Below are 23,904 nucleotides of genomic sequence, written 5' to 3'. Positions count from 1 at the left end.
TCTCGCCTCCGCCTGTCGCTCGCAAACGCCGATCGATCACGATGCAACGGTCAGATGAGAGCCTGTCGTGGGCAACGCTTACACGACCAGACCGATCCACGCGACGGTGCGGGGGTAAGATTGGGACCGCCACCGCGGCGAAGGCCGGGTCCCCAGCATCGCGCCGGCGCTAACCGGCCCCCTTTTCGTGCACGACGATCTAGGCGAAAGCAAAAACGCTATCGCTCCCCCTCACTCCCACTCGATCGTCCCGGGCGGCTTCGACGTATAATCATAGGTGACGCGGTTGACGCCCTTCACCTCGTTGATGACCCGCGTCGCGACGCGCGGGAGGAAGCCCCCGGGGAATTCGAACGCCTGTGCGGTCATCCCGTCGGTCGAGGTCACCGCGCGCAGCGCCAGCACGCTGTCATAGGTCCGCCCGTCGCCCATCACGCCGACCGACCGCACCGGCAGCAGCACCGCGAACGCCTGCCAGATCGCATCGTACAGCCCGGCGTTGCGGATCTCCTCGAGATAGATCGCATCGGCCTTGCGCAGGATGTCGCAGCGCTCCTTGGTCACCTCGCCCGGGATACGGATCGCGAGGCCCGGGCCGGGGAACGGATGCCGGCCGACGAAGATATCGGGCAGCCCCAGTTCGCGGCCAAGATCGCGCACCTCGTCCTTGAACAATTCGCGCAGCGGCTCGACCAGCTTCATGTTCATCCGCTCGGGCAGGCCGCCGACATTGTGGTGGCTCTTGATCGTCACCGAAGGCCCGCCGGTGAAGCTGACGCTCTCGATCACGTCCGGGTAGAGCGTGCCCTGCGCGAGGAACTCGGCGCCGCCGATCTTCTTCGCCTCGCTCTCGAACACCTCGATGAAGGTCTTGCCGATGAACTTGCGCTTCGCCTCCGGGTCGGTGACCCCGGCGAGCCCGGAAAGGAACAAGGTCTCGGCGTTCACGTGGACGAGCGGGATATTGTAATGCCCGCGGAACAGGCTGACGACCTGATCCGCCTCGCCCGCGCGCATCAAGCCGTGGTCGACGAACACGCAGGTCAGCTGATCGCCGATCGCCTCGTGGATCAGCACCGCGGCGACCGCCGAATCGACCCCGCCGGAAAGCCCGCAGATCACCCGGCCCGTGCCGACCTGCTCGCGGATCTCGGCGATCTTGGTCTGGCGGAACTCGGCCATCGTCCAGTCGCCCGACAGGCCGCAGACATGCCGCACGAAATTGGCGAGCAGCTTGCCGCCGTCGGGAGTGTGGACCACCTCGGGATGGAATTGCATCGCATAGATGCGCCGCGCGTCGTCGGCGATCACCGCGAACGGCGCGCCCGCGCTCGATGCGACCGGGCGGAAGCCGGGGGCGAGCGCGGTGACCTTGTCGCCGTGGCTCATCCACACCTGATGCCGCTCGCCCTCGCGCCACACCGCGTCGAACAAGGAGCAGCGATCGGCGATGTCGATGAACGCCTCGCCGAATTCGCCCGAATTGCCGCGTTCCACCGTGCCGCCGAGCTGCTCCATCAGCGCCTGCTGGCCGTAGCAGATGCCGAACAGCGGCAGCCCCGATTCGAGGATCTCCTGCGGGATGCGCGGGCTGCCCTCGTCGAGCACCGAGGCCGGCCCGCCCGAGAGAATCACCCCTGCGGGCTTCATCCGCTCGAACGCGGCGGCAGCGGATTGGAACGGGGCGATCTCGCTATAGACCCCCGCTTCGCGCACGCGACGCGCGATCAGCTGGGTCACCTGGCTGCCGAAATCGACGATGAGGATGCTGTGCGGATGTTCCATCGGCAGCGCATGGCAGATGATCGCCACAAACGAAAGGGGCCGCTTCCCGGTGTGGGAAGCGGCCCCTTCTGTTCGGGTCGCCGAGGAGGCTTATGCCGCCACGTCGAAATCCTCGTCGGTCATCACCGGGCCCGAATCCTGGCCCTTGGCCGAAACGTCGCGGTCGACGAATTCGATCACCGCCATCGGCGATGCGTCCGACGCGCGGATGCCGGCCTTGATGATGCGGGTGTAGCCACCGTTGCGGCCGGCGTAGCGCGGCGCGAGCACGTCGAACAGCTTCACCAGCTGCGCATCGTCGAGCAGGCGGGCGTGCGCCAGACGACGGTTCGACAGGCCACCCTTCTTGCCCAGCGTCACCAGCTTCTCGACATAGGGGCGAAGCTCCTTCGCCTTGGCGAGCGTGGTGGTGATCTGCTCGTGCTTGATCAGCGCGGCCGACATGTTGCGGAACAGCGCGGCGCGATGGGCCGAAGTACGCTGCAGCTTACGGCCGCCAACCTTATGACGCATTTTAAGTCCTTTCAGTTCGTTAGGGGGCCGTTTCAGGTACCCCATACCGGGTGGCGACGCGGACCACCCCCTTCAACGTCACCCCGGCGAAGGCCGGGGTCCAGTTTCCCTCGCGAGACCCGGCGCGGCAGAGCCGCGCCGTCGGACGGGTTCGGCTGTGCCGACCCGCCGGCCGGGCTGGCGCCGTCTCCGGGTTAGCCAGGCTAACCCGGTGCGGCTTAGCCCATAATCTCCTGCTCGAGCTTCTTGGCCATCTCCTCGATGTTCTCGGGCGGCCAGCCGGGGATTTCCATGCCCAGCCGCAGCCCCATCGACGACAGCACTTCCTTGATTTCGTTCAAAGACTTGCGGCCGAAGTTCGGGGTGCGGAGCATTTCCGCCTCGGTCTTGCCGACGAGATCGCCGATATAGATGATATTGTCGTTCTTCAGGCAGTTCGCCGAACGGACCGACAATTCCAGCTCGTCGACCTTCTTGAGCAGGTAACGGTTGATCTGCTGCGTGTCGCCCTGCGCTTCCGCGCCGGCGGCCGGCGCAGCGACGCCGATCGGCGCCGAGCGGGCGATCGCCGAATCGTCGAAGTGGACGAACAGCGCGAGCTGGTCCTGCAGGATGCGCGCGGCATAGGCCAGCGCATCTTCCGGGGTCACCGTGCCGTCGGTCTCGAGCGACAGCGTGAGCTTGTCGTAATCGAGATCCTGCCCGACGCGGGTCGGATCGACCTTGTAGCTCACCTGGCGCACCGGCGAATACAGAGCGTCGACCGGGATCAGCCCGATCGGCGCGTCGGCCGGACGGTTGGCGACGGCGGGGACATAGCCCTTACCGACGTCCGCCGTCAGCTCCATGTTGAGCGTCGCGCCCTCGTCGAGGTGGCAGATCACCAGCTCGGGGTTCATCACCTCGATATCGCCGCTGACCGCGATGTCGCCGGCCTTCACCTCGGCCGGACCAGTGGCGGAAAGCTGGAGCCGCTTCGGCCCCTCGCCCTGCATCTTGAGCGCGATCTGCTTGACGTTCAGCACGATGTCGGTGACGTCTTCACGAACGCCCGCGAGCGAGCTGAACTCGTGCAGCACGTTCTCGATCTTGATCGAGGTGACGGCGGCGCCCTGCAGCGAGGAGAGCAAAACGCGGCGCAGCGCGTTGCCGAGCGTCAGGCCGAACCCGCGCTCCAGCGGCTCGGCAACGAACGTCGCCTTGCGCTTCCCGTCGCCACCCTTCTTCTCGAGGGCGTTGGGCTTCTTCAGTTCCTGCCAGTTCTTTGCGTTAACGGACAAGGCTCTCGTCCCCTGGGGTTGGGCCGGAACGGGGGAGCGTGCCGGCCTTGGTGCAACTGGACCCCCGACTCGTCAGCCGGGGATCGGAAAATCAGACGCGGCGCCGCTTCGACGGGCGCACGCCATTGTGCGGGATCGAGGTCACGTCGCGGATCGACGTGATCTGGAAACCGACCGCCTGCAACGCGCGCAGCGCGGATTCGCGGCCCGAGCCCGGACCCTTCACTTCGACTTCCAGCGTGCGGACGCCGTGCTCGGCGGCCTTCTTGCCGGCGTCCTCGGCCGCGACCTGCGCGGCATAAGGGGTCGACTTACGCGAGCCCTTGAACCCCATCATCCCGGCCGAGGACCAGCTGATCGCATTGCCCTGCGCATCGGTGATGGTGATCATGGTGTTGTTGAAGCTGGCGTTGACGTGTGCCACGCCCGCCGTGATGTTCTTGCGTTCGCGCCGACGAAGGCGCTGCGGTGCCTGTGCCATGTGGTATTCCTGACCTGATCTTTCAACTCGGCGACCGGGAGGCTGTCGGCCTCAACCCTGTCTCCGACGGAGTAAGCCGGAAAACCGTCCCCCGGACGGTTTTCTAATTCGGCTTACTTCTTCTTGCCCGCGATCGGCTTCGCCTTGCCCTTACGGGTGCGCGCATTGGTGTGCGTGCGCTGGCCGCGGACCGGCAGGCCCTTGCGGTGGCGCAGGCCGCGATAGCAGGCGAGATCCATCAGGCGCTTGATGTTCATCGCGGTCTCGCGACGAAGATCGCCTTCCACGGTGTGATCGGCGTCGATCGTCTCGCGGATCTGCAGCACTTCCTGATCGGACAGGTCCTGCACGCGACGCTCGGGGGCGATCGCCAGCTTCTCGGTGATCTGCTTGGCTTTGGCCGGGCCAATGCCGTGGATATAGGTGAGCGCGATCACCACGCGCTTGTTGGTCGGGATATTGACACCCGCGATACGTGCCATGAAACTTGTTCTCCTGTGCTCCACAAGGGCCGGCATGGCTGCCACGGCCCCTATCTCGTCGCATTGCCTTCCAAGACGCAGGAAAGCGGCGTACGCAATAGCTGCGCCGCCGGCAACCGGAGTGTTGGAAGCGCTCGCCCCTAAGCGCGCTTTCGGGGCGAGTCAAGGGGAAGGCGCGCGGCGACCTGCGCTGCGCCGGACATGGAAAGCCGACGGGAAGCGAGCTTCCCGCCGGCCTCGGTACCCCCGGGAGTTTCGGGTACCGATCTCGAATCTCTCGTGTCGCGGCGTCGGGGATCGAACGTCCCCGGCCATTGCCCGCCGTCTAGCCCTGGGCGCGCATCGGGCGGGTGGCCCGGACATGACAAATTGTTCATTTCGGGGGTGGCGCGATTCGGGCGCCGGATTTGCGCGGCGAGAAGCGAATCGATCGCCGATCAGGCGGAGCCGTCGCCTAGGCCGCGCCCACCATTTGTGTCCCCGCGAAGGCGGGGACACAATCTGGGCTCCCGCCTTCGCGGGAGCATATGAGAAAGCCGGGAGGACCGTGGGAGTGGCCCCCGCGTCGCAACGCCGGGGAGCCAATCATCTCACTTGCCGTCGAGGATCGCCTCGATCGCGCTGGTCACCTCGCCGATATCGGCCATGCCGTCGACGCGGCGTACCAGCCCGCGCGCTTCGTAGATCGGGATAATCGGCGCGGTCTTGGCACGATATTCGGCCATCCGCGTGCGCACCGTTTCCTCATTGTCGTCGGCGCGGCGCTTGAATTCGTGGTGGCCGCACACGTCGCAGGTTCCCGCCACCTTGGGCAGCTTGAACTTGTCGTGATAGCCCGCGCCGCAATTGGCGCAGGTGAAGCGCCCGACGATGCGCTCGACCAGAGCATCCTCGTCCACCGCCAGCTCGATCACATAATCGAGCGTGCGATCGCGCCCGGCGAGAATGCCGTCGAGCGATTCGGCCTGCGCGGCGGTGCGCGGATAGCCGTCGAAGATCGCGCCCTGCGCTTCGCTCATCGAGGCGAGCTTGTCGTCGATCAGCGCCGAGACGATCTCGTCCGAGACGAGCGCGCCCGAATCCATGATCGCCGCGACTTCCCGACCCAGCGGCGAATCGACCTTGCGCTTGTCGCGCAGCATGTCGCCGGTGGACAGCTGGACCATGCCGCGATCGGCCACCAGCCGCTCCGCCTGAGTCCCCTTGCCCGCACCCGGCGGCCCCAACAGGATGATGTTCACGCGAACCCTCTCCCCCACACAAACGCGCGCCTTTTAGCGCAGGCGGCCGCCCTTCAGCTTTGCCTTCTTGATGAGATCGCCATATTGATGCGCCAGCAGGTGCGACTGGATCTGCGTCACCGTGTCCATCGTCACGTTGACGACGATCAGCAGGCTGGTGCCCCCGAGATAGAAGGGGATCGACAGCGCCGTGACGAGATATTCCGGCAGCAGACAGATCAGCGTCAGATAGGCGGCGCCGATCACCGTGATGCGCGTCAGCACATAGTCGAAATATTGCTCGGTGTTCTTGCCCGGGCGGATGCCCGGGATGAACCCGCCGTGGCGCTTCAGATTCTCCGCCGTCTCCTCCGGGTTGAACTGCACCGCGGTGTAGAAGAACGAGAAGAAGATGATGCCGGCGCCGTAGAGCAGCATGTAGATCGGCGAGCCGTGCTGCAGATATTGGTTGAGGCTGATGATCACATCGCCCCACCAGCTGTCGCCCTTCACGCGGTTGCCCGCGAACTGGGTGATCGTCAGCGGCATCAGCAGCAGCGACGAGGCGAAGATCGGCGGGATCACGCCGGCGGTGTTGAGCTTGAGCGGCAGGTGGCTGCGCTCGGCCTGCATCCCGCGCTGCGTCTGGCGCTTGGGATATTGGATCAGGATCCGGCGCTGCGCCAATTCCATGAAGCAGATGAGCAGCACGAGCAGCGCGACCGCCAGGATGATGCCGATCAGCTTGACCGGATCGAGGCTGCCCGAGCGCCCGCCTTCGAGCAGGTTGACCAGCGTGGTCGGCAGATGGGCAACGATCCCGGCCATGATGATCAACGACACACCGTTGCCGATCCCGCGGCTGGTGATTTGCTCGCCCAGCCACATCAGGAACATCGTGCCGCCGATCAGCGAGATGACCGCCGCGATGCGGAACATCATCCCCGGCTGGATCACCGCCTGGACGCCGCTGTTGGCGCCCAGCGCCTCAAGCCCGACCGCGATGAAATAGCCCTGCAGCGCGGTCAGCGCGACGGTGCCGTAGCGGGTATATTGGTTGAGCTTCTTGCGCCCGCTTTCGCCTTCTTTCTTGATCGCGGCGAGCTGCGGCGACAGCGAGGTCGCGAGCTGCACGACGATCGAGGCGGTGATGTACGGCATCACCCCCAGCGCGATCAGCGACATGCGGGTCAGCGCGCCGCCCGAGAAGGTGTTGAAGAAATCGAGCACGCCGCCCTTGGTCTGCTGGCTCAGCAGCCCCAAGGCGGTCGGATCGATGCCGGGAAGCGGCACGTAGCTCAGCATGCGGAACACGATCAGCGCGCCGATCGTGAACCACAGACGCTTCTTGAGGTCGGTCGCCTGCGAGAATTTCGCGAGGCTGATGCTTTGCGCCATCTGATCGGCTGCGGATGCCATATTGCGTGCGATGCCTTCGGAAACGAAAACGGCGGGTGCAGGTGATGAACACCCCGCCCCGCCGCTCATATAGTCGCGCTCGAAGGCTTGTCTAACCCGCCCGAGCGTTTTTCCGTCCCGCTGCGATAAAAGCGACGGGACAGGAAAGACTTACTTCGCGGCCTTGGCGGCCTTGGCGGTGCCCTTCTTGGCCTTGGCCTTTTCGGCCGCCGGCACGATCTCGGGGACCGTCACCGAGCCGCCGGCCTTCTCGATCGCCTCGCGCGCCGCGGCGGAAACGCCGGCGACGGTGAAGTTCAGCTTGGCCTTGAGCTCGCCCTTGGCCAGCACGCGCACGCCGTTCTTGCCGCCGCGCGCCAGGCCGGCCGCCTTGAGCGCCGCATGATCGACATCGCTGCCGGTCAGCTTGCCCGCATCGACCGCCTTCTGGATCGCGCCCAGGTTCACCTCGGCATAATCCTTGGCGAAGATGTTGTTGAAGCCGCGCTTCGGCAGACGCATGTGGAGCGGCATCTGGCCACCCTCGAAGCCGGCGATCGAGACGCCTTCGCGGCTCTTCTGACCCTTCTGGCCGCGGCCAGCGGTCTTGCCCTTGCCCGAGCCAATGCCGCGGCCGACGCGGATGCGGCGGTGACGGGCGCCTTCGTTATCGCGGAGATCGTTCAGTTTCATAAGTGCACTCGCTTTCGCTTGTTACGCGCAGATTTTTGGGAAGCCGGCCCGATAGAGGGCGCGACCGCGATTGTCACGACAAAAGTGCGACCGGCGTCAAAGCGCCCCGACCTGTGGCCGGGACGCCACCCGCTTGCGAGCGAATTGCCGCAGCCAATCGCGCATCGGCCGCTCATAAGCGACGTAGCTGATGCGCGCGACCGCGATCGTTCCCCCGAGAAAGAGCAGCAGGAACCACAGGCTGTCCGCGAGATGCGGAATCATCGCGGCGGGCAGCAGCACGAACAGCATGAGTTGCAGCGGCACGTGCCAGAGATACATGCCATAGGTCGTGTCGCCGACCGCGCCGAGCAGGCCGCGCGCGCGCGGCGCGACATATCGTTCCGCCGCGCAGAGAATGAGCAGCAGCGAGCCGAACACCCCCGGCAGCCCCACCACCATCAGGCCGCGATAAAGCGCGAACACCCCGATCGGAAAGGCGATCGCGACGATCAGCGCCAGCAGCCGCTCCTCGCGCCACAAAGCGGTGTGCACGATGTATAGCGCGACGCCGACGAAGAAATATTGCCCGCACGCGAGCAAGGGCGTCGCGGGAATCATCAGGCTGAGCAGAAAGAACAGCGCCGCAAGCACCACGGGCAGCACGAGCCCGAATCTGCCCACCCAGCGGTGAACAACCCAGAAGAAGACGTAGATCAGCACCTCGACCGATACCGACCAGACCGGTCCGTTGAAGGATGCCCCGCGCTCCAGCCCCCAGGATCCGGCGAAGAACAATTGGAGCAGGAAATGATACGCGTCGTTATACGGATAGACCCAATGGGTGCCGTATTTGGCGAGGATCGCGATTTGCAGCAGCGCCACCAGCACCAGCGTGAGCAGATGGAGCGGGTAAAGCCGCGCGAAGCGGTTCACCGCGAATGCCCGGGTCGAGTGGCGCGCCGACAGATAGACCGCCGCGAAGACGAACCCCGATATCATCCAGAAGATCGGGACCGCGAAATGGCCGTGGTCATACCACAACCCGAACAGCCCGTGGAGCGGCTCACGCAGGCTATATCCCTTGGCCGGCACATTGGTGCCGAGCGGCATGTAGAAATGCTGGTAATGCCAGAAAAGGACGGCGAAGGCCGCCAGCGCACGCGACGCGTCGAGCAGGTAGAAACGCTGCGGACGATCGGCCAATTGTGCCGCGGCGGTAGCCGGCGACACCAGGTCACGCGCGATTGAAAACAGTCGTCGGACCAAAACCGCCCCCACGCGTTAACCTTTGGTTAGCGATACGAAGGGGCGGTCACTAGGGTCAAGGGCGCCGGCCGCACGGGCCGACCACCCCAAAGCATTTAATGCGGGATTTTAGCCCTGCACTTCGACCATATGCTGCACCTTGCGGATCATGCCGCGAACCTCGGGGGTATCCTCGAGCTCCGACACGCGGTGCATCTTGTTGAGGCCGAGGCCGATCAGCGTCGCGCGCTGGTCCTTGGTGCGACGGATCGGCGACCCGGTCTGCTTCACCTTGATCTTCGCCATGCGCCTTACTCCGTGACGGCCGCGGCTTCGGCAGCGGCGGTCTGCGCGTCAGCGCCGTGGCCGCGACCGAGCAGGTCGGCGATCTTCTTGCCACGACGCTGCGCAACCGCCTTCGGCGAAGTCTGGCTGCCCAGCGCCTCGAACGTGGCGCGGATCATGTTGTAGGGGTTCGAAGTGCCGATCGACTTGGTCACCACGTCGTGGACGCCCAGGCTCTCGAACACGGCGCGCATCGGGCCGCCCGCGATGATCCCGGTGCCCTGCGGCGCCGAGCGAACAGTAACGCGACCGGCGCCGAAATGACCGTCGCCGTCATGGTGCAGCGTACGGCCTTCCTTGAGCGGGACGCGGACCATATGCTTCTTGGCCGCGGCGGTCGCCTTGGAGATCGCCTCCGGCACTTCGCGCGCCTTGCCGTGGCCGAAACCGACCCGGCCCTTGCCGTCGCCCACGACGACCAGCGCCGCGAAGCCGAAGCGCTTGCCGCCCTTCACCGTCTTGGACACGCGGTTGATGTGGACGAGCTTTTCAATCAGCTCCTCGCCGCCATCCTCGTTGTTGTTGCGACGGTCGTCACGACGGCCACGGCCGCCATCACGGCCGCCACGGCCGCGATCGCCGCCGCCGCGCCCGCCGCGGGCACCGCGACCGCGCGGTGCCTCGCCCGCGCCACCCTCGGGGGCAGCGACGGCCTGGACCTCGGTGTTGTTCTCGTCAGCCATGTCTTAGAACTCCAGTCCGGCTTCGCGCGCGGCTTCCGCCAGCGCCTTCACCCGGCCGTGAAACAGGAACCCGCCACGGTCGAACACGACCTGCGTGACGCCGGCGGCCTTGGCCGCTTCCGCGACGCGCTTGCCGACCTCGGTCGCAGCCGCGACGGTCGCGGTCTTGCCCTCGTGGTTGGCGAGGGTCGACGCCGAAGCCAGCGTGCGGCCCGCCTCGTCGTCGATCACCTGGGCATAGATATGCTTGCCCGAGCGATGCACCGACAGGCGCGGACGCGTGCCAGCGCGCGCACGAAGCGCCGTGCGATTGCGGCGACGCCGCTTCTCGAAAAGCGAAAGGCCCTTGGTCACTTCTTCTTCCCTTCCTTACGGAAGATATATTCGCCGTCGTACTTGATGCCCTTGCCCTTGTACGGCTCGGGCTTACGCCAGCGGCGGATCTCGGCGGCGAGCTGGCCGACCTTCTGCTTGTCGGCGCCCGAAATCTCGACCGTCGTGTTGTCCGGGGTCTTGACCTCAAGACCTTCCGGCACGTCGATGTCGACGTCGTGGCTGTAGCCGAGCTGCAGCTTCAGCTTGCGCCCCTGCGCGTTGGCACGATAGCCGACGCCGGTGATCAGCAGCTTCTTGGTGAAGCCCTCGGTCACGCCGGTGACGAGGTTCTGCACCAGGGTACGCTGCATGCCCCAGAAGGAGCGGGCGCGCTTGGTCGCGTTCGCCGGCTGCACCGAAATGCCGTCCGCCTGGACGTCATAGGTGATCTCGTCGGCGAGCTTGAGCGACAGGGTGCCCTTGGGCCCCTTCACGCTCAGCATGCCTTCGTTGATGCTCGCGGTCACGCCCGAGGGGATCGCGACCGGACGTTTGCCGATGCGGCTCATCAGAACACCTCCGCCAGCACTTCGCCACCGACATTCTGCTCGCGCGCTTCCGCGTCCGAGAGAACGCCGCGCGGCGTCGAGACGATCGTGATGCCCAGGCCGTTCATCACGCGCGGCAGGTCCTGCGACCCGCTGTAGATGCGGCGGCCGGGCTTCGAGACGCGCGCGACATGCTTGATCGCCGGCTGGCCCTCGAAATACTTGAGCTCGATACGGACGCCCTTCACGGGGCCCATGTCTTCCTCGCTATAGCCACGGATGTAGCCTTCGCGCTGAAGCACGTCGAGCACGCGGGTCCGCAGCTTCGACGCCGGCGACACGACGCTGTCCTTGCGCGCGCGCTGGCCGTTGCGGATGCGGGTGAGCAGGTCACCCAGGGGATCGGTCACTGCCATTGTTCGTGATCCTTACCAGCTCGACTTCGTGACGCCCGGAATCAGGCCCTTGTTGGCCAGTTCGCGGAGCTGCACGCGGCAGAGACGGAACTTGCGATAATAAGCGCGCGGACGACCGGTCACTTCGCAGCGGTTGCGCACCCGGGTCGGGTTCGCGTTGCGCGGAAGCTCGGCCATCTTCAGCCGCGCGATGAGACGCTCGGTCTCGTCGAGCGACTTGTCGTTCGCCTTCGCCTTGAGCGCTGCATATTTGCCGGCATATTGCTTCACCAGCTTCTTGCGGCGCTCGTTCTTGTTAACGGAACTCAGTTTCGCCATGGACTTAAGCTCTCTCGTTCAAATGCTTGATCAAGGCGCTCACGCAGCCTGCTTCACTTCGACCTGGACGTCCTGCGGGAACGGGAAGCCGAACAGACGAAGCAGCTCACGCGCTTCCTCGTCGGTCTTGGCCGTCGTCGCCACGATGATGTCCATGCCGCGCACCTTGTCGATGCGGTCGTAGTTGATCTCCGGGAACACGATCTGCTCCTTCAGACCGCAGGCGTAATTGCCACGGCCGTCGAAGCTCTTCGGGTTCAGCCCGCGGAAGTCGCGGACGCGCGGGAGCGCGATGGTGATGAAGCGGTCGAGGAATTCGTACATCCGCTCGCGACGCAGCGTCACCTTCACGCCGATCGGCATGCCTTCACGCAGCTTGAACTGCGCGATCGACTTCTTCGCCTTGGTGATCACCGGCTTCTGGCCCGCGATCAGTTCCATCTCCGAAGCGGCCTGCTCGACGCGCTTCTTGTCCTGGGTCGCCTCGCCGACGCCCATGTTGATGACGATCTTGTCGATGCGGGGAATCTCGAGATTGTTCTTATAGCCGAACTTCTCGGTCATCGCCTTGGCGATCGTATCGTCATACAGCTTCTTGAGACGCGGGGTGTAAGCGTCAGCCATCGATCTTCTCCCCGGACTTGACGGCCACGCGGACCTTCTTGCCGTCCTTCACCTCGAAACGGACGCGCGTCGGCTTGCCGTCGGCGGTGACGTGCGCCACCTTCGAGATGTGCAGCGGCGCTTCCGTGCGTTCCAGGCCACCCTGCGGGTTGGCCTGGCTCGGCTTGCGGTGACGGGTGGCGATGTTGACGCCCTCCACGACGACCTTGCCGTCCTTCGGCATGGCCAGCGTGACGGTGCCGGTCTTGCCCTTGTCCTTGCCGGACAGGACGATCACGCGGTCACCCTTCTTGATCTTCGCGGCGGCCATTACAACACCTCCGGCGCAAGGCTGATGATCTTCATGTGCTTCTTGGCGCGCAGCTCGCGAACCACCGGGCCGAAGATACGGGTGCCGATCGGCTCCTCGTTCTTGTTGACCAGCACCGCAGCGTTGGAGTCGAAGCGGATCACCGACCCGTCGGCGCGGCGAATGTCCTTCGCCGTGCGCACGATGACGGCGCGATGCACGTCGCCCTTCTTCACGCGGCCACGCGGCTGCGCTTCCTTGATCGACACCACGATGATGTCGCCAACGCTGGCCGTGCGGCGCTTCGAGCCACCCAGCACCTTGATGCACTGCACCCGCTTCGCGCCGCTGTTGTCAGCGACGTCGAGATTGGACTGCATCTGGATCATTGATCCGATTCCTTCCGTTCATGGCGCCGGATACCGACCCGGCGCCGCCTTCAAAATTTCCGCCCGCTCACGCGGGCGAACGATCACGCGGTCTCGTCGATCACGACCTCGGCCGGGGTCGCGCGGGCGTTCACCCGATCGATCACCTTCCAGGTCTTGAGCTTGGAGATCGGCTTGGTCTCTTCGATCCGCACCGTCTCGCCGGCCTTGTACTCGTTCGCCTCGTCATGGGCGTGATACTTCTTCGAGCGGCGAATGATCTTGCCGTAGAGCGGGTGCTTGACCTTGCGCTCCACGTTGACGACCACCGTCTTCTCGCCCTTGTCCGAGACGATCACCCCGGTCAGCACGCGCTTCGGCATGTCTTCTCGTCCTCTTACTTAGCCGCTGCGGCGCGCTGCGCCTGCAGGGTCTTGATGCGGGCGATGTCCTTGCGGACCTCGCGAACGCGGCTCGGCTTCTCGAGCTGGTTGGTCGCCGCCTGGAAGCGCAGGTTGAACTGCTCGCGCTTCAGCTGGCCCAGCGCTTCGCCGAGCTGGTCGTCGGTCTGCCCGATGAAATCAGTCTTCTTAGCCATCTCACTCGCCTCCGAGGTGCGACGTGTCGCCGAGACGCGCCACGACCTTGGTCTTGATCGGGAGCTTCATCGCCGCGCGTTCGAACGCTTCGGCGGCAAGCGGACCCGGAACACCGTCCAGCTCGAACAGGATACGGCCCGGCTTGACCCGCGCCGCCCAGAATTCGGGCGAACCCTTGCCCGAGCCCATGCGGACTTCGGCAGGCTTCGACGAAACCGGCACGTCCGGGAACACGCGGATCCACAAACGCCCCTGGCGCTTGATGTGACGCGTGATCGCGCGGCGGGCCGCCTCGATCTGACGCGCGGTGATCCGCTCCGGCTCGAGCGCCTTGAGGCCATAGGCCCCGAAGTTGAGCGCGGTGCCGCCCTTGGCGTCGCCGTGGATACGGCCCTTGAACGCCTTGCGGAATTTGGTGCGCTTCGGTTGCAGCACGTCTCTTACTCCTTAGCGGCGATCTTCGCGCGCGGGGCGCACGCCGGAGGTCTGAGCCTCCATCATCAGCCGATCAGTGGCCATCGGATCGTGGCCGAGGATCTCACCCTTGAAGATCCAGACCTTGACGCCGCACACGCCATAAGCGGTGTGGGCCTCGGCCTCGGCATAATCCATGTTCGCGCGGAGCGTGTGCAGCGGCACGCGACCCTCGCGATAGCTCTCGGTGCGCGCGATCTCGGCGCCGCCGAGGCGGCCGCCGCACTGCACGCGGATGCCGTCGGCACCCAGCCGCATCGCCGACTGCACCGCGCGCTTCATTGCGCGACGGAAGGCGATACGACGCTCGAGCTGGTCAGCGATGCCCTGCGCAACGAGCTTGGCATCGACTTCCGGCTTGCGGATCTCGACGATGTTCAGCGACACGTCCGAGCTGGTCATCGCGCCGAGCGTCTTGCGCAGCTTCTCGATGTCCGAGCCCTTCTTGCCGATGATCACGCCGGGGCGCGCGGCATAGATGGAAACGCGGCACAGCTTGGCCGGGCGCTCGATCACCACCTTCGAGATCGCGGCCTGCGGCAGCGTCTTGAGGATGTACTTACGGATCTTCAGATCCTCCAGGAGGAGGCGTCCGTAATCGTCGCCCTCGGCATACCAGCGGCTGTCCCAGGTGCGGTTGATCTGCAGGCGCAGACCGATCGGGTTGCTCTTGTGACCCATTAGGCTTCTTCCTGCTCGCGCACGACGATCCGCAGCCGCGAGAACGGCTTCAGGATGCGGGTGGACTTGCCGCGGCCGCGCGTCGCGAACCGCTTCATGGTGATCGACTTGCCGACCGACGCCTCGGCGACGACGAGCGCGTCGACGTCGAGGTTGTGGTTGTTCTCGGCATTGGCGATCGCGGAGGCGAGCACCTTGCGCGCGTCGACCGCCATCGCCTTCTTCGAGAAGGCGAGGATGTTCATCGCGTCGCCGACCTTGCGGCCGCGGATCAGGCCCGCAACCAGGTTCAGCTTCTGCGCCGAGCCACGGATCTGCGTGCCGACCGAGAGCGCTTCCTTCTCGCCGACCTTACGGGGGGACTGAGGCTTGCTCATCAGCGCTTGCCCTTCTTGTCAGCCGCGTGGCCCGGGAAATACCGGGTCGGCGCGAACTCGCCGAGCTTCATGCCGACCATGTCCTCGTTGACCGAGACGGGCACGAACTTGCGGCCATTGTAAACGTTGAACGTCAGCCCAACGAACGTCGGCAGGATCGTCGAACGACGCGACCAGGTCTTGATCGGGCCGGAACGCGGGCCGGCGTCCTGCGCGGCCTCTGCCTTCTTGAGCAGGTGCAGGTCCACGAACGGACCCTTCCAGACGGAACGCGCCATTACTTCTTCCTCGCGTGACGGCTGCGGATAATCATCTTATCGGTCGCCTTGTTGTGGCGCGTGCGGGCGCCCTTCGTCGGCTTGCCCCACGGGGTGACCGGGTGACGGCCGCCCGAGGTACGGCCTTCGCCGCCGCCGTGCGGGTGGTCGACCGGGTTCTTCGCGACACCACGGGTCAGCGGGCGCTTGCCCATCCAGCGGGTACGGCCGGCCTTGGCGAAATTCTGGTTCGCGTTGTCGGGGTTCGACACCGCGCCCACCGTCGCCATGCAGTCCGAGCGGATATAGCGCTGCTCGCCCGAGTTGAGGCGAACGATCACCATGCCCTTGTCGCGGCCGACGACCTGCACATAGGTGCCGGCCGAACGCGCGATCTGACCGCCCTTGCCCGGCTTCATCTCCACATTGTGGACGATCGTGCCGACCGGCATCTGGCCGAGTTCCATCGCATTGCCCGGCTTCACGTCGGTCTTGCGACCCGCGACGACCTTGTCGCCGACGCCGAGACGCTGCGGCGCGATGATGTACGCCTGCTCGCCGTCCGCATAGGTCACCAGCGCGATGAACGCGGTGCGGTTGGGATCATATTCCAGCCGCTCGACGGTGCCGTCGACGTCCCACTTGCGGCGCTTGAAATCGATGAAACGATAGCGCTGCTTGTGGCCGCCGGCGATGCCGCGCGACGTGACATGGCCCTTGTTGTTGCGGCCGCCCGTCTTGGTCTTGCCCTCGGTGAGCGCCTTGACCGGACGCCCCTTGTAGAGCGCCGAACGGTCGACCAGGATCAGGCCACGACGGGCCGGGCTGGTCGGGTTGTAATGCTTGAGTGCCATTACGCCTTGGCCCCCTCGGTCACGTCGATCGACTGCCCGTCCTTGAGCGTGACGATCGCCTTCTTCATGTCGGACCGCTGGTAGGGAGCACCCTTCCAGCGCTTGGTCTTGCCCTTCTGGACGATCGTGTTCACGTTCACGACGCTGACGTCGAAGATCGCTTCCACGGCCGCCTTGATCTCCGGCTTGGAGGCGTCGCGCGCCACCTTGAACACAACCGCGTTCTGCTCGGAGAGAAGGGTAGCCTTCTCGGTGATGTGCGGCGCGACGATCACGTCATAGTGACGATTGTCGATCGCCTTGGTCGGCTTCTTAGCCATTGAAGCGCGCCTCCAGCTTCTCGACCGCAGCGCGGGTAAGCACCAGCGTGTCGGCCTTGATGATGTCATAGACGTTGGCACCGACGGCCGGCAGCAGGTCGACACCCGGGAGGTTGCGCGCGGAGCGGAAGCCCACGCCAGCCTCACCATCGATCACCAGCGTGCGCTTGCCAACGCCCAGCGTCTCGAAATGGCCCTTCAGCTCCTTGGTCTTGTCGACCTGGAAACCGTCGAGGACGATCAGCGAACCCGCCTTGGCGTGGCTCGACAGCGCCATCTTGAGGCCCAGCGCGCGGATCTTCTTGTTCAGCGACGGATTGAAGTCGCGAACACGAGCGCCGTGCGCCTTGCCGCCGCCGATGAACACCGGCGCCCGGCGATCGCCGTGACGGGCGACGCCGCCGCCCTTCTGGCGACCGAGCTTCTTGCCCGAGCGGGCGACATCGGCGCGCTCACGCGTGCCGCGCGCGGTGGCGCGGCGCTTTTCGAGCTGCCAGGTGACGACGCGGTGCAGGATGTCGGCACGCGGATCGAGGCCGAACACCTCATCCGAAAGCTCGACTTCCGCGGCCTTCGCCTTGGCGTCGAAGGAGGAAACCTTGACCTTCACTTATCAGCCCTCCTGGCCTTCGGTCGCCTCGGGCGCGATCGGCGCTTCGGCCGGCGTGTCCGCTGCGGTGTTGCTGTTGGCGGCCTTCAGACCGGCGGGCAGCGGCGCGTCGGCATGACGCGCGACCTTCACCGAGTCCTTGACGAACAGCCAGCCGCCCTTCGATCCGGGCACCGAGCCCTTGACGAAGATCAGGCCGCGCTCGACGTCGGTACCGACGACTTCCAGATTCTGCTGGGTGCGGTTCTTGTCGCCCATGTGCCCGGCCATCTTCTTGTTCTTGAAGACGCGACCCGGATCCTGGCGGTTACCGGTCGAACCGTGCGAACGGTGCGACACCGACACGCCGTGGGTGGCGCGCAGACCGCCGAAGCCCCAGCGCTTCATCGCGCCGGCAAAGCCCTTGCCCTGCGTGCGGCCCTGGATGTCGACATATTGGCCGGCGACGAAGTGATCGGCCGACAGCTCCGCGCCGACGTCGAGGAGATTGTCCTCGGTCACGCGGAATTCGTGCACGATCGCCTTCGGCTCCACCTCGGCCTTGCCGAAGTGGCCGCGCTGCGGCTTGGCGACATTCTTGGCCTTGGCGCTTCCGGCGCCAAGCTGGACGGCGGTGTAGCCGTCACGATCTTTCTCGCGGCGGGCGACGACCTGCAAGCCTTCGATCTGCAGGACGGTGACCGGCACGTGGCGGCCGTCGTCCTGGAAAAGGCGGGTCATGCCCATTTTCTTCGCGATCACGCCGGTACGCATGATCCACTCGCTCCTTGACAGAGGCACCCCCAGGCCCATCCCACGGGTGCTTGTGACCGCCCCTTGAAGGAGCGACCAGTTCGGCCCGGAAATGCGAAGCGTGCCCCCGTCCCGGGCCGGCGCTTCCGCGAGGGAAGCATGACGGGAGACGCTGTCCCGGACGAGCACGAAGCCCGCCGGCGGTATCTCTAGTCTGTCAGTCGCCCCGCGTGGCGGGGTTCCTAAACGTCACACCCGATTTTTTGCGGGAATGACAAACCCGCGGGACTCATCTCGAGTCGACCGCGGGGATGCGGGCCATTACGCCAGCTTGATCTCTACGTCAACGCCCGCGGCGAGATCGAGCTTCATCAGCGCGTCGACCGTCTGCGGCGTGGGCTGCACGATGTCGAGCATACGCTTGTAGGTGCGCACCTCGAACTGCTCGCGGCTCTTCTTGTCGATGTGAGGGCCACGGTTGACCGTGAACTTCTCGATTCGCGTCGGAAGCGGAATAGGACCGCGGATAAGCGCGCCGGTACGTCGGGCGGTGTCGGCGATATCGCCGGTCGCCTGATCGAGCACACGATGATCGAACGCCTTCAGGCGAATACGGATGTTGCTGTCCATTTTTCCTACCGATGCGAAAGAGCGGGGCAACTCAACCGCGCCTCCATCCACTGCGGATGGCGAATCGGCGGCCGCCTCTTGCTGTTTTCAAACACGAACCGAAGGCGCGGCGCATAGCCATGCCTTCACTAAAAGGCAACCGCCCGACACACCTTTCGGTGGGCCGGGCGGCTGTTTTCAAGCGAAACGCTTACTTGGAGATCGCGCTGACGACGCCTGCACCGACGGTGCGGCCGCCTTCGCGGATCGTGAAGCGCTGCCCCACGTCCATCGCGATCGGCGCGATCAGCTTCACGCCCAGCGCGACGTTGTCGCCCGGCATGACCATCTCGGTGCCCTCGGGCAGCTCGACGGTGCCGGTCACGTCCGTGGTACGGAAGTAGAACTGCGGACGATAGTTGGCGAAGAACGGCGTGTGACGGCCACCTTCGTCCTTCGACAGGACGTACACTTCCGACTTGAACTCGGTGTGCGGGGTGATCGAGCCCGGCTTCGCGAGCACCTGGCCACGCTCCACCTCGTCACGGCCGACGCCGCGCAGCAGCGCGCCGATGTTGTCGCCGGCTTCACCCGAATCGAGCAGCTTGCGGAACATTTCCACGCCGGTGACGGTGGTCTTGCGGGTGTCGGTGATGCCGACGATCTCGACTTCCTCGCCAACCTTGACGATGCCGGTCTCGACGCGGCCGGTCACCACGGTGCCGCGGCCCGAGATCGAGAACACGTCTTCGATCGGCATCATGAACGGCTTGTCGAGCGGACGCTCCGGCTGCGGGATATACTCGTCAACCGCCGCCATCAGCTCGAGAACGGCCTTCTTGCCGATCTCGTCGTTCGAGCCATCGAGCGCCTTGACCGCCGAGCCCTTGATGATCGGAATATCGTCGCCCGGGAATTCGTACGACGACAGCAGCTCGCGAACTTCGAGCTCGACGAGCTCGAGGATCTCGGCGTCGTCGACCAGGTCGACCTTGTTCATGAACACGACCATCGCCGGCACGCCGACCTGGCGCGCGAGCAGGATGTGCTCGCGGGTCTGCGGCATCGGGCCGTCGGTCGCCGAAACGACGAGGATCGCGCCGTCCATCTGCGCCGCGCCGGTGATCATGTTCTTCACATAGTCGGCGTGGCCCGGGCAGTCGACGTGCGCATAGTGGCGCTTGTCGGTCTCATACTCGACGTGCGCGGTCGAGATGGTGATGCCGCGCTCGCGCTCTTCCGGCGCCTTGTCGATGTTCGCATAGTCGACGAACGTCGCGCCGCCGGTCTCGGCGAGCACCTTGGTGATCGCCGCGGTCAGCGAGGTCTTGCCATGGTCGACGTGACCGATGGTGCCGATGTTCAGGTGCGGCTTGTTCCGCTCAAACTTAGCCTTAGCCATTGATTCCCTACCTTCTGGATATCCACTTGAGCCGCACGAGGACTCGCCGTGAAGGCGGCCCCATAGCGACTGTTTTCACCCATTGCCAGCCCCTCCCCACCGGCCGTCGCGGGCGACGGCCGAAAGATGGGGATGCGCCGGGCGTTACGCCAGCTTCGCCTTCACTTCGTCGGCGACGTTCTGCGGCACCTCGTCATAATGCGAGAACTGCATCGAATAGCTGGCGCGGCCCTGCGTGAAGGAGCGCAGCTGATTCACGTAACCGAACATGTTCGCCAGCGGCACCATCGCGGTCACCGCCTGCGCGTTGCCGCGCGTATCGGTGCCCTGGATCTGGCCGCGCCGCGAATTCATGTCGCCGATGACGTCGCCCAGATAATCTTCCGGCGTCACCACCTCGACCTTCATGATCGGCTCGAGCAGCTTGATGCCCGACTTCTGCGCCGCTTCGCGCATCGCGCCGCGGGCGCAGATTTCGAACGCCAGCGCCGACGAGTCGACGTCGTGGTACGCACCGTCGGTCAGGTGCACCTCGAAGTCGATGATCGGGAAGCCGATCAGCGAGCCGGTCTCGGCGGTCTCGCGGAAGCCCTTTTCCACCGACGGGATATATTCGCGCGGGATGTTGCCGCCCTTGATCTCGTCGAAGAACTGGAAGCCCGACCCACGCTCACCGGGGATGACGGTGACCTTGACGCGGCCGAACTGGCCCGAGCCGCCCGACTGCTTCTTGTGGGTATAGTCGATGTCGACCTTCTTCGCGAGATATTCGCGATACGCCACCTGCGGCGCGCCGACATTCGCCTCGACCTTGAACTCGCGCTTCATGCGATCGACGAGGATCTCGAGGTGGAGTTCGCCCATCCCCTTGATGATCGTCTGGCCCGATTCGTGATCGGTCGACACGCGGAACGAGGGATCCTCCGCCGCGAGACGATTGAGCGCGATGCCCATCTTCTCCTGGTCGGCCTTGGTCTTCGGCTCCACCGACAGCTCGATCACCGGCTCGGGGAATTCCATCCGCTCGAGGATGATCGGGGTCGCCGCGTCGCACAGCGTGTCGCCGGTCGTGGTCTCCTTGAGGCCCGCGATCGCGACGATGTCGCCGGCGAACGCTTCCTCGATGTCCTCACGCGTATTCGCGTGCATCAGGAGCATACGGCCGATCTTTTCCTTCTTGTCCTTCACGCTGTTCAGGACCTGGCCCTTGGCCAGCTTGCCCGAATAGATGCGCGCGAAGGTCAGCGAGCCGACGAACGGGTCGTTCATGATCTTGAACGCCAGCGCCGAGAAAGGCGCATTGTCGTCGGCCGGACGGGTGTCCTTAGTCTCGCCGTCGAGCTTGACGCCTTCGACGTCAGGAATGTCGAGCGGGCTCGGCAGATAATCGACCACCGCGTCGAGCAGCGGCTGGACGCCCTTGTTCTTGAACGCCGAGCCGCACAGCACCGGCACGAACGAGAAGTTCAGCGTGCCCTTGCGGATCAGGCGCTTGATGGTGTCCGCGTCGGGCTCCTCGCCCTCGAAGAACTTCTCCATCACCGCATCGTCCTGCTCGACGACGGTCTCGATCAGCTCGGCGCGCGCCGCAGCGGCGGCATCCGCCAGCTCGGCCGGGATGTCCTGATATTCGAACTTCGCGCCCAGCGACTCGTCGAGCCAGATGATCGCGCGGTTGTTGACCAGATCGACGAGGCCCTTGAAGCCGCTCTCGATCCCGATCGGGAGATAGAGGACGAGCGGACGCGCCCCGAGACGATCCTTGATCATCTCGACGCAACGCTCGAAATTCGCACCGGTGCGGTCGAGCTTGTTGACGAAGCACATGCGCGGCACGCGATACTTTTCAGCCTGGCGCCACACCGTTTCCGACTGCGGCTCAACGCCTGCCACGCCGTCGAAGCACGCGACCGCGCCGTCGAGCACGCGGAGCGAACGCTCCACCTCGATCGTGAAGTCGACGTGCCCGGGGGTGTCGATGATGTTGATGCGGTGATCGTTCCAGAAGCAGGTCGTCGCGGCGGACGTGATCGTGATCCCGCGCTCTTGCTCCTGCTCCATCCAGTCCATCGTCGCGGTGCCTTCGTGCACTTCGCCGATCTTGTAGGACTTGCCGGTGTAATAGAGGATGCGCTCCGTCGTCGTCGTCTTACCGGCGTCGATGTGCGCCATGATGCCGATATTGCGATAACGGTCGAGCGGATGGCTGCGGGCCATGATCGTAGGTTCCTTGAGCGAATGTGGGGAGCCGGACGGTCCAGCTCCCCCCAATATAGGTGCCGGTGCTTACCAGCGGTAGTGGCTGAAGGCGCGGTTCGCCTCGGCCATACGGTGCGTGTCTTCGCGCTTCTTCACCGCGTTGCCGCGATTGTTCGAGGCGTCGAGCAGCTCGCCCGAAAGGCGCGCCGCCATCGTGTTCTCGCTGCGGCCGCGCGCGGCGGAGATCAGCCAGCGGATCGCCAGCGCCTGTGCACGCTCCGGACGGACCTCGACCGGCACCTGATAGGTCGCACCGCCGACGCGGCGGCTGCGGACCTCGATGCCCGGTTTCACGTTGTTGAGCGCATCGTGGAACACGCCCAGCGGGTCCTTCTTCGCGCGGGTCTCGACGGTGTCGAGCGCGCCATAGACGATGCCTTCGGCGACGGACTTCTTGCCGTCCAGCATCACCGAATTCATGAACTTCGACAGCACCACATCCCCGAACTTGGGGTCGGGCAGGATTTCCCGCTTCTCGGGACGACGACGACGCGCCATTTGGAATTCCTTCTCAGATCAACCGCGGCCCACGATCGCGTGGGAGCCTGCGGAGTCAAAACCGTTCATGCTGGGGCCTGATGGCTCCCGGACAAGCTCGCCTCGGGCGATCTTTCCGGGATGATCATGCCCCCGGCATGATCACTTCGGCCGCTTCGCGCCGTACTTCGACCGCGACTGCTTGCGGTCCTTGACGCCCTGCGTGTCGAGCACGCCGCGCAGCACGTGGTAGCGCACGCCCGGAAGGTCGCGCACACGGCCGCCGCGAATCAGCACCACCGAGTGCTCCTGCAGGTTGTGGCCTTCGCCCGGGATGTAGCTGATCACTTCGCGGCTGTTGGTCAGGCGGACCTTGGCCACCTTGCGCAGCGCCGAGTTCGGCTTCTTCGGGGTCGTGGTATAAACGCGGGTGCAAACGCCGCGCTTCTGCGGGTTCTGCTCCATCGCAGGGACCTTGCTCTTGGCCTTCTGCGGGTCGCGGCCCTTGCGGACCAGCTGGTTGATCGTCGGCATTGAAGCCTTCACCTTGTCCTAGAGGTTACTTTGCTGGAGCCTTCACAAGCTTACGGAATACGAAAAGGACCGTTGGGCGATCGTATGACGACCATCCCGGCCCTTGATGCATCCAGCAATGTTCAAGCTTGCCCGCGAGGCTTTCGACCCCACGAACGGGCGCGCCTATACGCGCAGGCGCCTTTCGGGTCAATGGCGCGGGGACGAGGGCGAGTTTACCGTCACCGGTGCATGTATCGCTGTATCCACATTTGTGCTAATGTGGATTTGTGCCGTTTTACGGAAACCGACGTATGAGCCGCCTGACCATCGACATAACCGACCAGCAGCACCAAAGCCTGAAGGCGCTGGCGGCGCTGCAGGGCAAGACGATCAAGCAATATGCGCTTGAACGCTTGTTCCCCGGCGATTCGGACGCCGACCGGGCATGGCAGGAATTGCAGGGCCTGCTGCAAACCCGGATCAACAGCGGGCTTGCGGGGATGGTCTCCTCCAAGAGCGTCGCAGACATTCTCGATGAGGAACTGGCCGAGCGCCGCGCTTGACGGCCTATATCCTCACGGCGGAGGCAGAGGCCGATCTGCGCGGCCTTATCCGCTACACGCGCAGTCAATGGGGCGACGCGCAGCTACGCCGCTATATCGGCAAGCTGGAACAGGGCATTGCCAGCCTCGCGGCCGGACACGGCGCATTCAGGGACGTGAGCGCGCTCTTTCCCAAATTGCCGGATGGCG

The 23,904-nt window shown here is 65.1% G+C and carries 34 protein-coding genes and 1 pseudogene; 2 read left to right on the top strand and 33 right to left on the bottom strand.

What is annotated here, in order from left to right; translation table 11 throughout:
• Window positions 1–231 precede the first annotated feature (231 nt).
• The 33 genes from guaA to rpsL form a co-directional block, all read right to left on the bottom strand.
• Window positions 232–1,785, bottom strand: a complete 1,554-nt coding sequence (gene guaA, locus NED98_RS21865) for a glutamine-hydrolyzing GMP synthase (protein ID WP_179512548.1) — start codon at window positions 1,783–1,785, stop codon at window positions 232–234.
• Between the two features lie 90 nt (window positions 1,786–1,875).
• Entirely contained in the window at window positions 1,876–2,298 is a 423-nt protein-coding gene (rplQ, locus tag NED98_RS21860) for a 50S ribosomal protein L17 (RefSeq protein WP_179512549.1), read from the bottom strand.
• A gap of 218 nt (window positions 2,299–2,516) precedes the next feature.
• A complete protein-coding gene (locus NED98_RS21855) occupies window positions 2,517–3,578 on the bottom strand; it encodes a DNA-directed RNA polymerase subunit alpha (RefSeq protein ID WP_179512550.1) in 1,062 nt (353 codons plus the stop codon).
• A gap of 91 nt (window positions 3,579–3,669) precedes the next feature.
• On the bottom strand, window positions 3,670–4,059 hold the full coding sequence (gene rpsK, locus NED98_RS21850) for a 30S ribosomal protein S11 (RefSeq protein WP_066486290.1): 390 nt from the start codon (window positions 4,057–4,059) through the stop codon (window positions 3,670–3,672).
• Between the two features lie 113 nt (window positions 4,060–4,172).
• The gene (gene rpsM / locus NED98_RS21845; protein ID WP_179512551.1) at window positions 4,173–4,541 is read right to left on the bottom strand and encodes a 30S ribosomal protein S13; all 369 of its coding nucleotides are present in this window, start codon (window positions 4,539–4,541) and stop codon (window positions 4,173–4,175) included.
• 590 nt (window positions 4,542–5,131) lie between these two features.
• The gene (locus tag NED98_RS21840; protein ID WP_265314465.1) at window positions 5,132–5,782 is read right to left on the bottom strand and encodes an adenylate kinase; all 651 of its coding nucleotides are present in this window, start codon (window positions 5,780–5,782) and stop codon (window positions 5,132–5,134) included.
• A gap of 33 nt (window positions 5,783–5,815) precedes the next feature.
• Complete coding sequence (secY, locus tag NED98_RS21835) at window positions 5,816–7,180, bottom strand: preprotein translocase subunit SecY (protein ID WP_179512553.1); 1,365 nt, start codon at window positions 7,178–7,180, stop codon at window positions 5,816–5,818.
• 150 nt (window positions 7,181–7,330) lie between these two features.
• Entirely contained in the window at window positions 7,331–7,852 is a 522-nt protein-coding gene (rplO, locus tag NED98_RS21830) for a 50S ribosomal protein L15 (protein WP_179512554.1), read from the bottom strand.
• A 96-nt stretch (window positions 7,853–7,948) separates the two neighbouring features.
• The gene (locus NED98_RS21825; RefSeq protein ID WP_265314463.1) at window positions 7,949–9,064 is read right to left on the bottom strand and encodes an acyltransferase family protein; all 1,116 of its coding nucleotides are present in this window, start codon (window positions 9,062–9,064) and stop codon (window positions 7,949–7,951) included.
• A 144-nt stretch (window positions 9,065–9,208) separates the two neighbouring features.
• The gene (gene rpmD, locus NED98_RS21820) at window positions 9,209–9,385 is read right to left on the bottom strand and encodes a 50S ribosomal protein L30 (RefSeq protein ID WP_179512557.1); all 177 of its coding nucleotides are present in this window, start codon (window positions 9,383–9,385) and stop codon (window positions 9,209–9,211) included.
• 5 nt (window positions 9,386–9,390) lie between these two features.
• Complete coding sequence (gene rpsE, locus NED98_RS21815; protein ID WP_265270906.1) at window positions 9,391–10,107, bottom strand: 30S ribosomal protein S5; 717 nt, start codon at window positions 10,105–10,107, stop codon at window positions 9,391–9,393.
• 3 nt (window positions 10,108–10,110) lie between these two features.
• The gene (gene rplR / locus NED98_RS21810; RefSeq protein ID WP_179512558.1) at window positions 10,111–10,461 is read right to left on the bottom strand and encodes a 50S ribosomal protein L18; all 351 of its coding nucleotides are present in this window, start codon (window positions 10,459–10,461) and stop codon (window positions 10,111–10,113) included.
• Window positions 10,458–10,991: a 50S ribosomal protein L6 gene (rplF, locus tag NED98_RS21805; RefSeq protein ID WP_179512559.1), complete on the bottom strand. Its 534-nt coding sequence runs from the start codon at window positions 10,989–10,991 to the stop codon at window positions 10,458–10,460. The genes rplR and rplF overlap by 4 nt, the downstream gene beginning before the upstream one ends.
• Complete coding sequence (gene rpsH, locus NED98_RS21800) at window positions 10,991–11,386, bottom strand: 30S ribosomal protein S8 (RefSeq protein ID WP_179512560.1); 396 nt, start codon at window positions 11,384–11,386, stop codon at window positions 10,991–10,993. Before rpsH ends, rplF begins: the two co-directional genes overlap by 1 nt.
• A 12-nt stretch (window positions 11,387–11,398) precedes the next feature.
• Entirely contained in the window at window positions 11,399–11,704 is a 306-nt protein-coding gene (gene rpsN, locus NED98_RS21795; RefSeq protein ID WP_179512561.1) for a 30S ribosomal protein S14, read from the bottom strand.
• Between the two features lie 39 nt (window positions 11,705–11,743).
• On the bottom strand, window positions 11,744–12,328 hold the full coding sequence (rplE, locus tag NED98_RS21790) for a 50S ribosomal protein L5 (RefSeq protein WP_179512562.1): 585 nt from the start codon (window positions 12,326–12,328) through the stop codon (window positions 11,744–11,746).
• Window positions 12,321–12,638 (bottom strand): 50S ribosomal protein L24, encoded by a 318-nt coding sequence (rplX, locus tag NED98_RS21785; protein WP_179512563.1) that lies wholly within the window; start codon window positions 12,636–12,638, stop codon window positions 12,321–12,323. Before rplX ends, rplE begins: the two co-directional genes overlap by 8 nt.
• A complete protein-coding gene (gene rplN, locus NED98_RS21780; RefSeq protein WP_174835093.1) occupies window positions 12,638–13,006 on the bottom strand; it encodes a 50S ribosomal protein L14 in 369 nt (122 codons plus the stop codon). Before rplN ends, rplX begins: the two co-directional genes overlap by 1 nt.
• Before the next feature lie 83 nt (window positions 13,007–13,089).
• The gene (rpsQ, locus tag NED98_RS21775; protein ID WP_179512564.1) at window positions 13,090–13,368 is read right to left on the bottom strand and encodes a 30S ribosomal protein S17; all 279 of its coding nucleotides are present in this window, start codon (window positions 13,366–13,368) and stop codon (window positions 13,090–13,092) included.
• Between the two features lie 14 nt (window positions 13,369–13,382).
• Window positions 13,383–13,583, bottom strand: coding sequence for a 50S ribosomal protein L29 (rpmC, locus tag NED98_RS21770; RefSeq protein WP_218850082.1), 201 nt, complete (start codon window positions 13,581–13,583; stop codon window positions 13,383–13,385).
• Window position 13,584: 1 nt separating this feature from the next.
• A complete protein-coding gene (rplP, locus tag NED98_RS21765) occupies window positions 13,585–14,019 on the bottom strand; it encodes a 50S ribosomal protein L16 (protein ID WP_179512565.1) in 435 nt (144 codons plus the stop codon).
• Window positions 14,020–14,031: 12 nt separating this feature from the next.
• On the bottom strand, window positions 14,032–14,739 hold the full coding sequence (rpsC, locus tag NED98_RS21760) for a 30S ribosomal protein S3 (RefSeq protein WP_179512566.1): 708 nt from the start codon (window positions 14,737–14,739) through the stop codon (window positions 14,032–14,034).
• Window positions 14,739–15,116 (bottom strand): 50S ribosomal protein L22, encoded by a 378-nt coding sequence (rplV, locus tag NED98_RS21755; protein ID WP_179512567.1) that lies wholly within the window; start codon window positions 15,114–15,116, stop codon window positions 14,739–14,741. Before rplV ends, rpsC begins: the two co-directional genes overlap by 1 nt.
• Complete coding sequence (gene rpsS, locus NED98_RS21750) at window positions 15,116–15,394, bottom strand: 30S ribosomal protein S19 (RefSeq protein ID WP_179512568.1); 279 nt, start codon at window positions 15,392–15,394, stop codon at window positions 15,116–15,118. The genes rplV and rpsS overlap by 1 nt, the downstream gene beginning before the upstream one ends.
• Entirely contained in the window at window positions 15,394–16,227 is an 834-nt protein-coding gene (gene rplB / locus NED98_RS21745) for a 50S ribosomal protein L2 (RefSeq protein ID WP_179512569.1), read from the bottom strand. The genes rpsS and rplB overlap by 1 nt, the downstream gene beginning before the upstream one ends.
• Window positions 16,227–16,547: a 50S ribosomal protein L23 gene (locus NED98_RS21740; RefSeq protein WP_179512570.1), complete on the bottom strand. Its 321-nt coding sequence runs from the start codon at window positions 16,545–16,547 to the stop codon at window positions 16,227–16,229. The genes rplB and NED98_RS21740 overlap by 1 nt, the downstream gene beginning before the upstream one ends.
• Window positions 16,540–17,157: a 50S ribosomal protein L4 gene (gene rplD, locus NED98_RS21735; RefSeq protein ID WP_179512571.1), complete on the bottom strand. Its 618-nt coding sequence runs from the start codon at window positions 17,155–17,157 to the stop codon at window positions 16,540–16,542. The genes NED98_RS21740 and rplD overlap by 8 nt, the downstream gene beginning before the upstream one ends.
• 3 nt (window positions 17,158–17,160) lie before the next feature.
• Window positions 17,161–17,910, bottom strand: coding sequence for a 50S ribosomal protein L3 (rplC, locus tag NED98_RS21730; protein ID WP_179512572.1), 750 nt, complete (start codon window positions 17,908–17,910; stop codon window positions 17,161–17,163).
• 300 nt (window positions 17,911–18,210) lie between these two features.
• Complete coding sequence (gene rpsJ / locus NED98_RS21725) at window positions 18,211–18,519, bottom strand: 30S ribosomal protein S10 (RefSeq protein WP_007406109.1); 309 nt, start codon at window positions 18,517–18,519, stop codon at window positions 18,211–18,213.
• A 190-nt stretch (window positions 18,520–18,709) separates the two neighbouring features.
• Complete coding sequence (gene tuf / locus NED98_RS21720) at window positions 18,710–19,900, bottom strand: elongation factor Tu (protein WP_179512573.1); 1,191 nt, start codon at window positions 19,898–19,900, stop codon at window positions 18,710–18,712.
• Window positions 19,901–20,044: 144 nt separating this feature from the next.
• Complete coding sequence (gene fusA / locus NED98_RS21715) at window positions 20,045–22,117, bottom strand: elongation factor G (protein WP_265270825.1); 2,073 nt, start codon at window positions 22,115–22,117, stop codon at window positions 20,045–20,047.
• 69 nt (window positions 22,118–22,186) lie between these two features.
• A complete protein-coding gene (gene rpsG / locus NED98_RS21710; protein WP_179512575.1) occupies window positions 22,187–22,657 on the bottom strand; it encodes a 30S ribosomal protein S7 in 471 nt (156 codons plus the stop codon).
• A gap of 141 nt (window positions 22,658–22,798) precedes the next feature.
• Window positions 22,799–23,170, bottom strand: coding sequence for a 30S ribosomal protein S12 (gene rpsL, locus NED98_RS21705; RefSeq protein ID WP_022687071.1), 372 nt, complete (start codon window positions 23,168–23,170; stop codon window positions 22,799–22,801).
• A gap of 293 nt (window positions 23,171–23,463) precedes the next feature.
• Between rpsL and NED98_RS21700 the strand changes: the two genes are divergently transcribed.
• Entirely contained in the window at window positions 23,464–23,715 is a 252-nt protein-coding gene (locus NED98_RS21700) for an antitoxin (protein ID WP_179512576.1), read from the top strand.
• Window positions 23,712–23,810, top strand: a pseudogene (locus NED98_RS21695) (type II toxin-antitoxin system RelE/ParE family toxin); the annotation flags it as partial. The gene NED98_RS21700 and the pseudogene NED98_RS21695, both read left to right, overlap by 4 nt.
• Window positions 23,811–23,904 lie beyond the last annotated feature (94 nt).

The organism is Sphingomonas lycopersici, from assembly GCF_026130605.1.
GTDB lineage: Bacteria > Pseudomonadota > Alphaproteobacteria > Sphingomonadales > Sphingomonadaceae > Sphingomonas > Sphingomonas lycopersici.
Note: the sequence above shows the minus strand (reverse complement) of the source record. Positions and strands in the feature narration are given on the sequence as shown.

Excerpts from the sequence above, each read along its gene's own strand:
- guaA (WP_179512548.1), bottom strand. The coding sequence starts at position 1,785 with ATGGAACATCCGCACAGCATCCTCATCGTCGATTTCGGCAGCCAGGTG.
- rplQ (WP_179512549.1), bottom strand. The coding sequence starts at position 2,298 with ATGCGTCATAAGGTTGGCGGCCGTAAGCTGCAGCGTACTTCGGCCCAT.
- rpsK (WP_066486290.1), bottom strand. The coding sequence starts at position 4,059 with ATGGCACAGGCACCGCAGCGCCTTCGTCGGCGCGAACGCAAGAACATC.
- rpsM (WP_179512551.1), bottom strand. The coding sequence starts at position 4,541 with ATGGCACGTATCGCGGGTGTCAATATCCCGACCAACAAGCGCGTGGTG.
- secY (WP_179512553.1), bottom strand. The coding sequence starts at position 7,180 with ATGGCATCCGCAGCCGATCAGATGGCGCAAAGCATCAGCCTCGCGAAA.
- rplO (WP_179512554.1), bottom strand. The coding sequence starts at position 7,852 with ATGAAACTGAACGATCTCCGCGATAACGAAGGCGCCCGTCACCGCCGC.
- rpmD (WP_179512557.1), bottom strand. The coding sequence starts at position 9,385 with ATGGCGAAGATCAAGGTGAAGCAGACCGGGTCGCCGATCCGTCGCACC.
- rpsE (WP_265270906.1), bottom strand. The coding sequence starts at position 10,107 with ATGGCTGACGAGAACAACACCGAGGTCCAGGCCGTCGCTGCCCCCGAG.
- rplF (WP_179512559.1), bottom strand. The coding sequence starts at position 10,991 with ATGAGCCGCATCGGCAAACGTCCGGTCGCGATCCCCTCGGGCGTGACC.
- rpsH (WP_179512560.1), bottom strand. The coding sequence starts at position 11,386 with ATGGCAGTGACCGATCCCCTGGGTGACCTGCTCACCCGCATCCGCAAC.
- rpsN (WP_179512561.1), bottom strand. The coding sequence starts at position 11,704 with ATGGCGAAACTGAGTTCCGTTAACAAGAACGAGCGCCGCAAGAAGCTG.
- rplE (WP_179512562.1), bottom strand. The coding sequence starts at position 12,328 with ATGGCTGACGCTTACACCCCGCGTCTCAAGAAGCTGTATGACGATACG.
- rplX (WP_179512563.1), bottom strand. The coding sequence starts at position 12,638 with ATGGCCGCCGCGAAGATCAAGAAGGGTGACCGCGTGATCGTCCTGTCC.
- rplN (WP_174835093.1), bottom strand. The coding sequence starts at position 13,006 with ATGATCCAGATGCAGTCCAATCTCGACGTCGCTGACAACAGCGGCGCG.
- rpsQ (WP_179512564.1), bottom strand. The coding sequence starts at position 13,368 with ATGCCGAAGCGCGTGCTGACCGGGGTGATCGTCTCGGACAAGGGCGAG.
- rpmC (WP_218850082.1), bottom strand. The coding sequence starts at position 13,583 with ATGGCTAAGAAGACTGATTTCATCGGGCAGACCGACGACCAGCTCGGC.
- rpsC (WP_179512566.1), bottom strand. The coding sequence starts at position 14,739 with ATGGGTCACAAGAGCAACCCGATCGGTCTGCGCCTGCAGATCAACCGC.
- rplV (WP_179512567.1), bottom strand. The coding sequence starts at position 15,116 with ATGAGCAAGCCTCAGTCCCCCCGTAAGGTCGGCGAGAAGGAAGCGCTC.
- rpsS (WP_179512568.1), bottom strand. The coding sequence starts at position 15,394 with ATGGCGCGTTCCGTCTGGAAGGGTCCGTTCGTGGACCTGCACCTGCTC.
- rplB (WP_179512569.1), bottom strand. The coding sequence starts at position 16,227 with ATGGCACTCAAGCATTACAACCCGACCAGCCCGGCCCGTCGTGGCCTG.
- NED98_RS21740 (WP_179512570.1), bottom strand. The coding sequence starts at position 16,547 with ATGGCTAAGAAGCCGACCAAGGCGATCGACAATCGTCACTATGACGTG.
- rplC (WP_179512572.1), bottom strand. The coding sequence starts at position 17,910 with ATGCGTACCGGCGTGATCGCGAAGAAAATGGGCATGACCCGCCTTTTC.
- rpsJ (WP_007406109.1), bottom strand. The coding sequence starts at position 18,519 with ATGGACAGCAACATCCGTATTCGCCTGAAGGCGTTCGATCATCGTGTG.
- tuf (WP_179512573.1), bottom strand. The coding sequence starts at position 19,900 with ATGGCTAAGGCTAAGTTTGAGCGGAACAAGCCGCACCTGAACATCGGC.
- fusA (WP_265270825.1), bottom strand. The coding sequence starts at position 22,117 with ATGGCCCGCAGCCATCCGCTCGACCGTTATCGCAATATCGGCATCATG.
- rpsG (WP_179512575.1), bottom strand. The coding sequence starts at position 22,657 with ATGGCGCGTCGTCGTCGTCCCGAGAAGCGGGAAATCCTGCCCGACCCC.
- rpsL (WP_022687071.1), bottom strand. The coding sequence starts at position 23,170 with ATGCCGACGATCAACCAGCTGGTCCGCAAGGGCCGCGACCCGCAGAAG.
- NED98_RS21700 (WP_179512576.1), top strand. The coding sequence starts at position 23,464 with ATGAGCCGCCTGACCATCGACATAACCGACCAGCAGCACCAAAGCCTG.